This window comes from Chitinophaga sp. RCC_12 (genome assembly GCF_041360695.1).
Taxonomy (GTDB): domain Bacteria; phylum Bacteroidota; class Bacteroidia; order Chitinophagales; family Chitinophagaceae; genus Chitinophaga.
Window position 1 is genome coordinate 643,392 of sequence record NZ_JBFUPS010000003.1, and the last position, 14,015, is coordinate 657,406.

Here is a 14,015-nt window from a genome sequence, read left to right on the forward strand (position 1 = left end):
AAAAAGATGTCATAATGAAAAAAGTAGTACTGGGATTTAGCGGAGGACTTGATACTTCCTATTGCGTTAAATATCTGACCGAAGAAAAAGGATATGAAGTGCATTCAGTGATCGTAAACACTGGCGGTTTCTCTGAAGAAGAACTGCAGGAAATAGAAAAGCGCGCTTACAGCCTGGGCGTTAAAAGTCATAAAACTGTTAATGCAATACGTTCTTATTATGATGGTGTGATCAAATACCTCATCTTCGGTAATGTACTGAAAAATAATACTTACCCGCTGAGCGTAAGTGCGGAGCGCATGAGCCAGGCACTGGCCATCGCGGAATATGTGAAGGAAGTAGGTGCCGACGCGGTAGCACACGGCAGCACCGGCGCCGGTAACGACCAGGTACGTTTTGATATGGTATTCCATATCATGATCCCCGGTGTGGAAATCATTACGCCTATCCGTGACCTGAAACTGAGCCGTGAAGAAGAGATCTCCTACCTCAAATCCAAAGGAGTAGAAGTGAACTTTGAAAAAGCCATGTACTCTATCAACAAAGGCATGTGGGGAACTTCGGTTGGCGGTAAAGAAACACTGACCTCCAACGGTATGCTGCCGGAAGCGGCATGGCCTACCCAGCTTACAAAGCAGGGAGAAGAACAGGTGAAATTAACTTTTGAAAAAGGTGAGCTCACAGGTGTGAACGACAAAACTTTTGGTCATCCATCTGAAGCTATTCAATATTTACAAACCATCGCCGGTCCGTTTGCCATTGGCCGCGATATTCACGTAGGCGATACCATCATCGGTATTAAAGGACGTGTAGGGTTTGAAGCCGCTGCACCAATGGTGATTATCAAAGCGCATCACGCACTGGAAAAACATGTGTTAACAAAATGGCAGCTGAGTTGGAAAGATCAACTGGCCCAGTTCTACGGTAACTACATGCACGAAGGTCAGATCATGGACCCGGTTATGCGCGACATCGAAGCCTTCCTGCAAAACACCCAGGAAAATGTTTCCGGCGAAGTATTTGTTACCCTGATGCCTTACCGTTTCCAGGTTACTGGTATCAGCTCGCCTTACGATCTGATGAGCAGCAAGTTTGGTAAATACGGTGAAATGAACACCGGCTGGAGCGGAGATGATGTAAGAGGATTCAGCAAAATTTTTGGTAACCAGACAATGATCTGGCATCAGGTTAAAAATTCTATCTAAATCAGCAGGCAATGGCAAATGATAAAAGGATAAGAGCAGGAATTGTAGGCGGGGCAGGTTATACAGGCGGTGAAATGATCCGGCTTTTATTGAATCACCCGGATGTTACCATTTCGTTTGTACATAGCCGTAGTAATGCAGGCAATCCTTTGTACGCAGTACATGCAGATCTGCTGGGTGAAACAGAACAACTGTTTACCAGCGATCTCAGCAATGATATTGATGTGATGTTCCTTTGCCTGGGCCATGGCGAATCTAAAAAATTCCTCGAAGCAACCGATGTGGCTGACCATGTAAAAGTGATTGACCTGAGCCAGGATTTTCGTTTAGGCGAAACCGTGAAGGACCGCACTTTTGTATACGGCCTGCCGGAAATGCAGCGGGATCTTATAAAAACAGCACAGAACATTGCCAATCCCGGCTGCTTTGCTACCGGTATCCAACTGGGCCTGTTGCCACTGGCAAAAGCAGGTTTGCTCACAGAAGTGCATACCACCGGTATCACCGGTTCCACCGGAGCGGGGCAAAGCTTACAGTCGACCTCCCACTTCACCTGGAGAGCCAATAACATATCTACCTATAAAGTGCTGAATCATCAGCACCTGAAAGAAATACGACGAAGCCTGCAGCTATTGCAGCCAGGCTTCAATGGTGAGGTGAACTTTGTGCCGGTACGCGGCGATTATCCAAGAGGGATCTGGGTAACCTCGTACCTGCAAACCGACTTATCGCTGGAAGACGCTGTGAAGCTGTATAAGGACTTCTACACCGGTCATCCGTTTACACATGTAAGCGATAAACAGATCGATCTGAAGCAGGTGGTAAATACCAACAAGTGTTTGATTCAACTGGAAAAAACCGGCAATAAACTGGTGATCCATTCCATTGAAGATAACCTGCTGAAAGGCGCCTCCGGTCAGGCAGTGCAAAACATGAACCTGATGTGCGGACTGGATGAAACCGCCGGACTGAAACTGAAGTCCATCGTGTTCTAAGTGTTTTTATCATTTTCAATTTATTGCCGACATGAAACTTTTCGACGTATATCCCGTTAACGATATCATTATAGAAAAAGCCCTGGGCTCCCATGTTTGGGACGACAAGGGCACACAATATCTCGACCTGTATGGCGGGCATGCCGTGATCTCTATTGGTCACACGCATCCACATTATGTAAAGCGCCTTACAGATCAGCTGCATAAGGTAGGCTTCTATTCCAATTCTGTAAAGATGCCTTTGCAGGAAGAGCTGGCTGCCCTGTTGGGCAAGGTGTCCGGTAAGGAAGACTATCAGCTGTTCCTGTGCAACTCCGGTGCAGAAGCTAATGAGAATGCGCTGAAGCTGGCTTCTTTTTACAACGGTAAAAAGAAGATCATCGCTTTTAAGAAAGCATTTCACGGCAGAACATCCCTGGCAGTAGCGGCTACGGACAATCCAAAGATTGTTGCGCCGGTAAATGAAACAGAGAACGTGGTATTTTTACCCTGGGAAGATGAAGCCGCGCTGGAGCAGGCCTTCCAGCAGTATGAAGTGTCATCTGTTATTATTGAAGGTATCCAGGGCGTAGGTGGTATTAACGTAGCCAGCGAATCTTTCCTTCGGAAGATCAGGAGCCTGTGTGATGCGCACAATGCTGTGTTCATTGCAGACTCCGTACAGTGTGGATATGGCCGCAGCGGTAAGTTTTACTCGCACGATTTTGCAGGCGTAAACGCAGATATCTACAGCATGGCGAAAGGAATGGGAAATGGTTTTCCGATCGGGGCTATCATCATTGCACCTAAATTTCAGGCGGTGTATGGTATGCTGGGCACTACTTTTGGTGGTAATCACCTGGCCTGCGCAGCAGCGCTGGCAGTACTGGAAACCATACAGGCCGAAAAACTGATAGAGAACGCAGCTACGGTAGGTAACTATCTCATGGAACAGTTACGCACCTTTGATAAGGTAAAAGAAGTAAGAGGCCGTGGTTTGATGATCGGTATAGATCTCCCGGAAGAATTATCACATGTGAAAAAAGAACTGCTGCATACCCATAAGATCTTCACCGGTGAAGCCAAGCCAAACGTGATTCGTTTGCTTCCTTCCCTGGCGCTTACACAAGCCCATGCAGACCAGTTCCTGGAAGCATTCGGAAAAGCATTAAACAAATAAGTAAACAACCATGTACGGCAGGCAGTGTGCCTTTAACATCTTTCCACTGCCTGTTTAAAGCCTATAAGCGAAATGAAACAATTTATTTCTACAGCAGATGTTCCCAGTGTCCCGCGGTTAGTGGACATTGCGTTGAACTACAAGAAAGATCCTTTCAGGGATAAGGAATTGGGTAAGAACAAAACAGTGGGAATGATATTCCTGAATCCCAGTTTGCGAACACGTTTAAGTACACAGATCGCTGCAAAGAACCTGGGTATGGAAGCAATCGTGTTTAATATCGACAAGGAAGGATGGGCGCTGGAAATGAATGACGGCGTGGTGATGAACGGCAACACCACCGAACACGTGAAGGAAGCGGCGGCAGTAATGGGGCAGTACTTCGACATACTCGCCATCCGTACTTTTCCGGGGTTGAAGAATAAAGAAGAAGATTATACCGAGAAATATATTAACCAGTTCATTAAGTATGCCGGCGTGCCGGTAGTAAGCCTCGAAAGCGCTACCCTGCACCCTTTGCAGAGTTTAACAGACGTAATTACCATTAAGGAAAACTGGCAGCAAGCCCGTAAGCCTAAAGTGGTAATGACCTGGGCGCCTCACGTAAAGGCGCTGCCACAGGCTGTTCCCAACTCCTTTGCACAATGGATGAACGCATGGGGAGAAGCCGATTTTGTAATCACCCATCCGGAAGGCTACGAACTGGACGAAAAATTTTCCGGTAACGCACAAATTGAATACGATCAGGATAAAGCCCTGCAGGACGCGGATTTTGTATATGTGAAAAACTGGTCTTCTTACAAAGATTATGGTAAGATCACCTGCACAGATCCTTCCTGGATGTTTACCAACGAAAAACTCAAGCTCACCAATGCTGCCAAGGTAATGCACTGTCTCCCGGTAAGAAGGAATGTAGTGATTGCAGATGAAGTACTGGACGGTCCCCAATCCATCGTTATCCGGGAAGCCGGTAACCGGGTATGGGCTGCCCAGGCAGTTTTGAGTGAAATACTCAAAGGATAATTATGATCGACTTATTCATTATCAAAGTAGGCGGAAACGTAATCGATAACCCGGCATTGCTGCAAACCTTCGTGGAGAAGTTTGCGGCAATTCCCGGTAAGAAAATCCTGATACACGGTGGCGGCAAAATCGCTACCCGTATCGGCGATAAGCTGGGTATCGAATCGAAGTATGTAGACGGCAGGCGGATCACAGATGCAGACACCATCGACGTGGTGACAATGGTATACGGCGGTTTGGTAAACAAACAGCTGGTAGCCAAACTGCAGGCCAGTGGCTGCAATGCCATCGGTTTAACCGGTGCAGACGCCAACATCATCCCCGCTGTAAAAAGACCCGTAAAGGAAATCGACTACGGCTTTGTAGGAGATGTACGTACGGATATATTGCATACAGGTCCGCTGAAAGCATTACTGGATACAGGTATCACACCGGTGTTTGCCCCGCTTACGCACGATGGTAAAGGCCAGATCCTGAATACCAACGCAGATACCATCGCTTCTTCCCTGGCCATTGCTTTATCGCAGCACTACAGCGTACGGCTGATCTACTGCTTTGAAAAGAAAGGCGTATTGCGTGATCCTGCAGATGATGAATCCGTTATAAATCTTATCAACAAAGAAATTTACCAGCAACTGCTGGAAGAAAAAATACTGACAGAAGGGATATTGCCTAAACTGCAAAATGCTTTCGGGGCAATTGACAATGGTGTAAAAGAAGTGCTGATAGGGCATGCAGACGATGTTCTGAGCAATACAACCCCGAAAGTGGCAGGCACTCTAATATGCTAACCTATGTGGAACGAAAAACTATATGATGTGGCGGTGGCCCTGCTCAAACAGATGATCGCCACCCCTTCATTAAGCCGCGAAGAAGACGGCACCGCGCAACTGATCAGTGAATTCCTGACGGCAATGGATATTCCGCATGAGCGGCATCTCAATAATATCTGGGCCCTCAATAAACATTACGCCCCCGCCAAACGTAATATACTCCTGAACTCCCATCATGATACCGTAAAACCCAATCCGCAATATACCCGCGATCCTTTTAGTCCGGATGTGGAAGACGGAAAGCTTTATGGACTCGGTAGTAATGATGCCGGTGGTTGCCTGGTGAGCCTGATCGCAACGTTCCTGCATTTTTATCATCGTAGTGACCTGGGCTATAACATTATCCTCACGGCCACCGCAGAAGAAGAAATCAGCGGCCCCAACGGGATAGAAAGTATCCTGCCAAAACTGCCCGCTATCGAGTTTGCTATTGTGGGAGAACCTACTTTAACACAACTGGCCATCGCGGAAAAAGGCCTGATGGTACTGGATTGCACCAGCTATGGCAAAGCCGGACACGCCGCAAGGGAAGAAGGCGAGAATGCACTGTATAAAGCATTGCCTGATCTTAACTGGTTCAAAGATTTCCGCTTCCCGAAAGTATCGGAAACACTGGGCCCGGTGAAGATGAGCGCTACAGTGATCAACACTTCCAATAAAGCGCATAACGTAGTGCCGGCCGACTGCTCCTTTGTAGTGGATGTACGGGCTAACGATCAATATACACTCGAGGAACTGCTGGAAATTATCCAGGCTAATGTATCCTGCGAAGTAAAGCCACGGTCCATGAGAATGCGGCCTTCCTTTATTCCAATGGATCATCCGTTTGTACAGGCAGGTATAAGCGTAGGCAAAACCTGCTATGGATCGCCTACTACCTCCGACCAGGCGCTGATCCCGGCTACCTCTGTAAAAATGGGTCCCGGCGATTCCGCCCGCTCACACACCGCAGATGAATATATTCACCTGCATGAAATCAAAGAGGGTATACAGAGTTATATCCAGTTACTTGAAATGATCCAGTAGTATGGAAGGGCAGCGTATCTTTGGTAAATATGATTTTTAATTTCATGCTCCAACACAGCGTGGAAAAACTATAGTATTATGAAATTGTGGCAAAAAGATAAAGCCTCCTTAGCGGCGGTGGAAACATTCACCGTAGGAAAAGACCGTGAAATGGACGCCTTCCTGGCGCCGTTTGATGTGCTGGGTTCTATGGCACATATCACCATGCTGCAAAGTATAGGATTGCTGCAAGCAGAAGAACTCACGATATTAAAACAGGAACTCAAAAACATCTACCAGGAAATTCAGTCCGGTGATTTTAAACTGGAAGAAGGAGTGGAAGATATACACTCACAGGTAGAACTGTTGCTGACCCGCCGGTTGGGTGAAGTAGGCAAAAAGATCCACAGCGGCCGTTCCCGCAACGACCAGGTTTTGGTAGATCTGAAGCTGTTCCTGCGTCATGAGCTGCAAACCATGACAGAAGAAGTACTTGCGTTGTTCCACCTGTTACAGCAAAAAAGTGAAGCATACAAAGCGCACCTGATACCAGGTTACACCCATCTGCAAATTGCCATGCCCTCTTCTTTCGGATTATGGTTTGGCGCTTATGCGGAAAGCCTGGTAGACGACCTCACCATGTTGCAGGGCGCTTATAAAGTAGTGAATAAAAACCCGCTCGGCTCCGCCGCGGGTTACGGATCTTCGTTCCCCCTCGACCGTGAGCTTACCACTGCCTTGCTGGGTTTTGATTCGCTCAACTACAACGTAGTATACGCACAGATGGGACGCGGTAAAACCGAAAAAATAGTGGCTTTTGCACTGGCCGGCATTGCCGCCACCATTGCTAAAATGGCCATGGATGCCTGTTTGTTCATGAACCAGAACTTCGGCTTCATCAGCTTCCCGGATGAACTCACCACCGGCTCCAGCATCATGCCGCATAAAAAAAACCCGGATGTATGGGAACTGATCCGCTCTCATGGTAATAAGCTCCAGGCATTGCCGAACGAAATTGCTATGATGATCACCAACCTGCCTTCCGGCTATCACCGCGATCTGCAGCTGCTGAAAGAGAATTTATTCCCCGCCTTCCAAACGCTGAAAGACTGTATCCGCATGAGCCGCCTGATGCTGGAAAATGTGCGCATAAAGGAAAACATACTGGACGATGATAAGTACCAGTATCTGTTCAGCGTGGAAGTGGTAAACAACCTGGTGCTACAGGGCACACCGTTCCGCGAAGCCTATAAAAAAGTAGGCATGGACATTGAAAACGGCACCTTCTCCCCGGATAAAGAAGTAAAACACACCCACGCAGGCAGCATCGGTAATTTGGGTACACAACAAATTGCCGCACAAATGGATGCGGTGATAAAAAGTTTTCCTTTTGAATCGGTAGATAAAGCGTTAGAGAAATTATTGAATAGCTAAGCGGATTTTGTCTTGGCTCAGGATTACGCTGATTTTACTGATTAGCTGGATTTTTACTTTTGGATTTTTTTCTGATTTTTAGATTGATAATATTTAAGGGAGATAAGAGCGAATATATCCGCTTCTATCTCCCTTAATCCTTTATAAAATCCAAAAGTAAAAATCCAACTAATCAGCAAAATCAGCGTAATCCTGAGCCAAGACAAAATCCGCTTTGATCAACCGCCTATGCTTTAGAATCCTATCGTCACCCCGGCAAAGAAGTTAATCCCCGCCATCGGGTAGTAGTAATTGTCGTACACCACACGGTTACTGGTTTGATCATAGCTGCTGTAGGTACTTCCGTTGGGTTCGTACTTCACGTTGAAGATATTGTTCAGCATGAATTGCAGCCCAAGTTCACGAAATAACGGTTGCGGCACTACGTAGTTGATGCGCAGGTTGTTTACAAAGTAAGCATCCAGGCTGCCGGCTACATTGGAGGTGTTATCCATATACTGACGGCTTACATATTTACCCAGCACATCGATGTTCAGGTTTTTAACTGGTTTCACGGTTAACGTTAACCCACCTACGAAAGAAGGGGAGAAGGAGATATCTGTTTTGTTGAATACCTGGGTATGTGATGCGTAGTCGGCATCGTAAGTAACGGCATGATAGTCCAGTACTTTGTTCTGGCTCAAAGCTGCATTGGCGGCCACACTCACGATACTTCCCAGTTTTACATTTCCATTTACTTCAATACCCATGCGGTAGCTTTTAGGAATGTTGGTACGGATGTATGCACCCACATCATTGAGCATACCGGTTTGCACCAGCTGGTTTTTATAGTTCATGTAATACACGTTGGCCTGGATGGCAGCGATGTTGTTGTTCCATGAATAACCGGCTTCCACGTCACGGAGTACTTCCGGTTTGGGTGTTGTTGTGCCGTAGTTGTTTTCAAAGTCCACGCGGTTGGGCTCTTTGTGCGCTATAGCCACAGAAGCGAATACGCGGTTGGTAGGATTGATGTTATAGGAGATACCTGCTTTCGGGTTGAAGAAATTATAATTCACATGTGCAATGTATGCGGGTGCGGCTTCAAAGCCATCCATGTTGTACATGATGTTGCGGTATTGCATATCTGCAAAAATGCTCAGGGCAGAAGTGAGTTTATATTCTCCTTTCCAGTAAATATTGAAATCGTTTTTAGCAGCAGGATAATTATAATATTCATGGTCTTTATCGATGCCTGTTTGTGCCCAGATAATTTTGCCGTAGTGGTCGCCGGTATAGCGGTTCCAGCCGCCGCCGAGGCTCCAGTTGAACTTGTCACCAGTGCGGTTCACGGAAAATACCGAGCCATAGAAGTAGTTGTCCAGCCACAGCTGACGAACGAGATCAGTGGTATCAACTTGTTTGCCGTTGATCACTGGTCCTTGCAGTCCGTATTCAGAGAAAGGTTGCTGTGCTTTGTACTGTTCGTAGTAGCCGCGTCCGCGGGTGAGGTGGAAGGCCACGTTGAAGTTGAGATGTGAATTTACTTCCTGGTTCAGGAATATCTGATAATGATCCTGTTGGTAGTTGTCTGTTTCATTATCGTATGGCGTGCCTGGTTTATCGGTGCCCGCAGAATTGTAGGTACGGTCTGTTTCCAGGAGTGCCTGTGGTACGCCGTTCCATGCCTGGTATGTTTTTTCTTTTCCGGAGAAGACGTTCAGCCGGATGGCTGTTTTGGCAGAAACGTAGGCGGCGGAAGTATAGAAAGAGCGCAGGTCAGAAGTGGCGCGGTTGATGTACCCATCTGATGAAATTTTGGAAAGGCGTGCATCGATGGTGAAGTGGTCGTTGATGAGGCCGGAACCTGCTTTCACTGTATGTTTCCAGCTATTGAAAGAGCCGTAGCTGTTGCTGATTTCGCCGTATGCTTTTTCATTGAATTCGTTGGTGCTGAGGTTCAGCGTAGCGCCGAAAGCAGCGGCGCCGTTGGTAGAGGTGCCTACGCCGCGTTGCAGCTGAACGCTGCTGACGGAGGACGCAAAGTCGGGCATGTTTACAAAAAATGTTCCCTGCGATTCTGCATCGTTTACCGGGATACCATTTACCGTAACGTTGATGCGGGTGATATCGGAACCACGTACGCGCATGCCCGTATAGCCGATACCGGTACCTGCGTCTGAGTTAGTAACTACGCCTGGTTGCTGATCCAGCAGTATGGGCAGGTCCTGGCCAAGGTTTTCTTTCTTAAGGTCTGCCGCCGTTAAAGTGGTGTTTACGAAAGGCGAATTTTTACCGGCGCGTAAACTGCTGATCTCTACAGGTTTTACAAACAGTGCTGTTGTTTCCAGCGAAATGTCTGCCAGCTGTGTGGTGTTATTCGCTGTAATGGTAGTGGTAAATGTTTTGAAGCCAATGTAGCTGGCGGTTAAGGGATAACTTCCTTTTTTAGGAAGATGAATACTGTAGTGGCCTCTGCTGTCGGTAACAGCGCCGGTTTGGTTGATGGAGATGGTAACACCCTCCAGTGGCTGGCCGCTGGCTTTACTGGTAACGGTACCGGTAACCAGGGATTGTGCATGTAAAGTGCCTGCTATAGATAGCAGCACTAATAACATTAGCTGTTTCATTTTAAATATCCTGTTTTCTGTTAGTTCATTCCTAACCAGCATTACCTGGTCCAGGTTCATTGGGTGTGATCTCAGCCTGAAAGTAAGGCACCCCATGTATTGTGTTAGTGCAAAGGTATACTTGTATCTATAATAAATCAGAAATTATTTTTTGGAAGAAGGAAAAATGCTTAATTTTCAGAGATACTTCTCTCAGTCATCTTTTATAAATTTTTAATCATTTAAATCTTTATTTCTGATGATCAAACTTCAGTTTATCGGGCATCTTGGCCGCGATGTAGTGAAAAAAGAAGTCAACGGCGCCACTGTTTTCAATTTTCCGGTAGCGGTAAATGAGCGTTTTAAAAACGCGCAGGGCATACTGGAAGAAAGGACCACCTGGGTGGATTGCTCGCTCTGGGACAAGGCCAATGTAGCTCCTTATTTAACGCAGGGTGTAATGGTGTACGTAGAAGGCGCTCCAAAACTGGAGGCTTATGTAAGCACAGCTACCGGTGCGTTATGCGGGGCCATCCGGCTCCGGGTGTTTTCACTGCAGTTACTCAGCCGTAAGGACGAGGAAAAGCGGAAAATGCCGGTCGCTGAAATGACCGTACCCGAGGCAGAGCCCGTTCAGGAGCAGCCGGCTGACGATCTTCCATTTTAACAATGTATGAAGCATTCCAATATGAAAGCCAACCAGTTACGGTTGGCTTTTTGTTTTTCTTTTAAAAAAGATTTGGAGCGGATTGAAATATTTGTATCTTTGCACCCTCATTGCGAGGTAGAGCAGAGGTAGCTCGTCGGGCTCATAACCCGAAGGTCAGTGGTTCGAATCCGCTCCTCGCTACAAAATAGGTACGTCAGCGTCCATAAAAAAGATTAAGAGCCGAAGAAATTCGGCTTTTTTTATTTCGGTAAGTTTGAGTTGTGAAAGCAACATCACCAGGTTTTAAATGTCATCATGCATAAGGCAGGTTTTGTAAATATTTTTGGTAAGCCCAATGCGGGAAAAAGCACCTTGCTGAACGCCATTATCGGCGAGAAGCTGGCTATTATTTCCCCCAAAGTGCAAACCACGCGGCATCGTATTACAGGCGTATTAACGGACCCTGCGTATCAGATCGTTTTTTCTGACACACCGGGCATCATTGATCCCAAATACAAGCTGCACGAGAAAATGATGGGTGCGGTTAAATCCGCCCTCGAGGATGCCGATGTAGCTTTGCTGATCATGGATTCGAAAGATTCCATGGAAGAAAACCTGGAATTATTTGATTCACTGAAACTGAAAGTGCCGATCGTTCTCATCCTTAATAAAATGGATAATATCCTTAAAGAGGATATGGAAGTTCTGGTAGAACGCGCCAAAGCCTGGGGCAAAGCAGCAGCGGTAGTACCGGTGTCTGCAATGCAGAAGAAAGGTATAAAAGAGTTACTGGCGGAAATTATAAAGCTGTTACCTGATGGCAACCCGTTCTATCCGGATGATACACTAACGGATAAGTCTACACGTTTTTTAGTGGCAGAAATGATCCGTGAAAAAGTATTTCAGTTGTTTGAAGAAGAGATTCCTTATCACACTACGGTAATTGTTACACAATTCCAGGAAAAGGAAACACTGACAAAGATCACCGCTGAAATCATCGTCACCCGCGACACCCAGAAAGGAATTATCCTCGGTGAAAAGGGCAAATCCATCCGCGAGCTGGGAACATTAGCCCGGCAGGAGATAGAGAAATTTATTGAGCGGAAAGTATTCCTGGAACTGTTTGTGAAAGTACGCGGCAAATGGCGCGACAACGACACTTTCCTGAAGGAATACGGATATTAATCATTGCAAAATTCCTGGATGTATTATCCAGGTTAGTACGACAAAATATAATAAAAAAATGGCAGGATTTACAGCAGCTATAGTGGGTCGCCCCAACGTAGGCAAGTCAACGTTGTTCAATCGTTTACTGGAACAACGGAAGGCCATCGTGGATGACCAAAGCGGTGTAACCCGCGATCGTCAATACGGTATTGCCGACTGGAACGGCAAAACCTTCAACGTAATCGATACTGGCGGATTTGTAACCAACAGTGATGATGTATTTGAGCGGGAGATTCGCAAGCAGGCAAAAGTGGCTATGGAAGAGGCCAATGTAATCATCTTCATGTGTGATGTAACCACCGGTATTACCGACCTGGATGCAGACGTGGCAAACATTCTGCGTCGCACCTCCAAACCGGTTTTCCTCGTAGTAAATAAAGTAGATAACAGTCAGCGTCAGCTGGAAGCCACGGAATTCTACAGTATGGGCTTCGAACATGTCCACTTCCTTTCGTCCATGACCGGTAGCGGTACCGGCGAATTGCTGGATGACGTGGTAAGCTTTATTACCCCGGAAATGGAAGACGCCAGACTGGACACAGATATTCCAAAAATAGCGATCATTGGTCAGCCTAACGTAGGGAAATCATCCCTGCTGAATGCATTGGTAGGCGTAGAGCGTAATATCGTTTCCGAAATTGCCGGCACTACCCGCGATACCATTCACACCCGCTATAATATGTTCCAGAAAGATTTCATGCTGATAGATACCGCTGGTATCCGTCGTAAAACAAAAGTGCATGAAGACCTGGAATTTTATTCCGTGATCCGCGCCATCAAGGCGGTAGATGAATCTGATGTGGTAATGCTGCTGCTGGATGCCGAAAAAGGTATCACTGCACAGGATCTCAGCATTTTCAGTCTCGCTGCCCGCAAAGGTAAAGGTGTAGTGGTGCTGGTGAACAAATGGGACCTCGTGGAAAAAGGTACCAACACCGCCAGGGATTATGAAAAAACGCTGAAAGAACGACTGGCGCCATTCTCCGATGTGCCCATCATCTTCACTTCCGTAACTGAAAAGCAACGTATTTTCAAGGCGATTGAAACAGCCCTGGACGTATACGAAAACCGTAAACGCCGGATCCAGACTTCCGTGTTGAACGATGTACTGCTGAAAGCTATTGAAGCATATCATCCACCGGTGGTAAGAGGTATTCCCATCCGTATCAAGTATGTAACGCAGATCCCTACACATACGCCGGCATTTGCGTTTTTCTGTAATCTCCCCGATGATGTGAAAACACCATACCGTAACTACCTGGAGAACCAGATCCGTACGAAATTTAATTTTACAGGCGTTCCGTTGAAGATCTTCTTCAGAAAAAAATAAATACTTACCGAAAAAGCAGGCAGCAGATTTTGTATTTTATAAATTTTGCATACCTTTGCGGCGGTTTTAAAAATAAAACAACCTAAAAAATGAAAAAATTATTCGTATTCGCTGTTGCCGCTGGCATGTTCTTCGTTGCTTGTAACGGTGGTAGCACTCCTGCTGCTGATTCTGCTGCAACTGCACCAGTAGACACTATGAACGCTGCTCCAGTAGCAACTGCTCCAGTTGATTCTGCTGCTCACGTTGATTCTGCTGCTGTAACTGCTCCAGTTGATTCTGCTGCTGCTGCAACTCCAGCTAAGTAAGAGATTATTATAACAATAATATCTTTTCTTGCAAGAAATTAAGAAGCCCATCGCTTGTGCGGTGGGCTTTTTCGTGTGTGGGCCTTCGCGCCTTCGGCGCTGCGGAAATTGTCTTGGCTCAGGATTACGCTGATTATACTGATTTGTTTGATTTTGTTTTTTTGGATTTTTATAAATGATTAAGAGAGATATAAGCGGATATATTCGCTTTTATCTCTCTTAATCATTTATAAAATCTATGAAAAATCAAAAAAGTAAA

At 46.3% G+C, this 14,015-nt stretch carries 12 protein-coding genes, 1 tRNA gene and 1 riboswitch; of the genes, 12 read left to right on the top strand and 1 reads right to left on the bottom strand.

Annotated features, from left to right (window positions below; all coding sequences use genetic code 11):
* Window positions 1-14: 14 nt before the first annotated feature.
* The 7 genes from argG to argH all read left to right on the top strand — a co-directional run bounded on the left by argG (window position 15) and on the right by argH (window position 7,654).
* Window positions 15-1,205: an argininosuccinate synthase gene (gene argG, locus AB6805_RS12295; protein ID WP_370909719.1), complete on the top strand. Its 1,191-nt coding sequence runs from the start codon at window positions 15-17 to the stop codon at window positions 1,203-1,205.
* 11 nt (window positions 1,206-1,216) lie between these two features.
* The gene (gene argC, locus AB6805_RS12300) at window positions 1,217-2,200 is read left to right on the top strand and encodes an N-acetyl-gamma-glutamyl-phosphate reductase (protein ID WP_370909720.1); all 984 of its coding nucleotides are present in this window, start codon (window positions 1,217-1,219) and stop codon (window positions 2,198-2,200) included.
* 31 nt (window positions 2,201-2,231) lie between these two features.
* Window positions 2,232-3,359, top strand: coding sequence for an aspartate aminotransferase family protein (locus AB6805_RS12305; RefSeq protein WP_370909721.1), 1,128 nt, complete (start codon window positions 2,232-2,234; stop codon window positions 3,357-3,359).
* Window positions 3,360-3,431: 72 nt separating this feature from the next.
* Entirely contained in the window at window positions 3,432-4,382 is a 951-nt protein-coding gene (locus AB6805_RS12310) for an N-acetylornithine carbamoyltransferase (RefSeq protein WP_336387204.1), read from the top strand.
* 2 nt (window positions 4,383-4,384) lie between these two features.
* Window positions 4,385-5,173, top strand: coding sequence for an acetylglutamate kinase (gene argB, locus AB6805_RS12315; protein WP_370909722.1), 789 nt, complete (start codon window positions 4,385-4,387; stop codon window positions 5,171-5,173).
* A gap of 3 nt (window positions 5,174-5,176) precedes the next feature.
* On the top strand, window positions 5,177-6,241 hold the full coding sequence (locus AB6805_RS12320; protein ID WP_370909723.1) for a M20 family metallo-hydrolase: 1,065 nt from the start codon (window positions 5,177-5,179) through the stop codon (window positions 6,239-6,241).
* A 78-nt stretch (window positions 6,242-6,319) separates the two neighbouring features.
* Window positions 6,320-7,654 carry an argininosuccinate lyase gene (gene argH / locus AB6805_RS12325; RefSeq protein ID WP_370909724.1) on the top strand — a complete coding sequence of 445 codons (1,335 nt, stop codon included), beginning with the start codon at window positions 6,320-6,322 and terminating at the stop codon, window positions 7,652-7,654.
* A 233-nt stretch (window positions 7,655-7,887) separates the two neighbouring features.
* Here the strand turns inward: argH and AB6805_RS12330 are convergent, their stop codons facing one another.
* Window positions 7,888-10,263 (bottom strand): TonB-dependent receptor, encoded by a 2,376-nt coding sequence (locus AB6805_RS12330; protein WP_370909725.1) that lies wholly within the window; start codon window positions 10,261-10,263, stop codon window positions 7,888-7,890.
* Between the two features lie 11 nt (window positions 10,264-10,274).
* Window positions 10,275-10,368, bottom strand: a riboswitch (TPP riboswitch).
* Window positions 10,369-10,501: 133 nt separating this feature from the next.
* Here AB6805_RS12330 and AB6805_RS12335 point away from each other — a divergent pair.
* The 5 genes from AB6805_RS12335 (at window position 10,502) to AB6805_RS12355 (ending at window position 13,756) form a co-directional block, all read left to right on the top strand.
* Window positions 10,502-10,909, top strand: a complete 408-nt coding sequence (locus AB6805_RS12335) for a single-stranded DNA-binding protein (protein WP_370909726.1) — start codon at window positions 10,502-10,504, stop codon at window positions 10,907-10,909.
* 111 nt (window positions 10,910-11,020) lie between these two features.
* Window positions 11,021-11,092 (top strand) — tRNA-Met (locus tag AB6805_RS12340).
* Between the two features lie 114 nt (window positions 11,093-11,206).
* Window positions 11,207-12,076 carry a GTPase Era gene (era, locus tag AB6805_RS12345; protein WP_079468984.1) on the top strand — a complete coding sequence of 290 codons (870 nt, stop codon included), beginning with the start codon at window positions 11,207-11,209 and terminating at the stop codon, window positions 12,074-12,076.
* Window positions 12,077-12,134: 58 nt separating this feature from the next.
* Complete coding sequence (gene der / locus AB6805_RS12350) at window positions 12,135-13,448, top strand: ribosome biogenesis GTPase Der (protein ID WP_370909727.1); 1,314 nt, start codon at window positions 12,135-12,137, stop codon at window positions 13,446-13,448.
* Window positions 13,449-13,537: 89 nt separating this feature from the next.
* Window positions 13,538-13,756 carry a hypothetical protein gene (locus AB6805_RS12355; RefSeq protein ID WP_370909728.1) on the top strand — a complete coding sequence of 73 codons (219 nt, stop codon included), beginning with the start codon at window positions 13,538-13,540 and terminating at the stop codon, window positions 13,754-13,756.
* Window positions 13,757-14,015 lie beyond the last annotated feature (259 nt).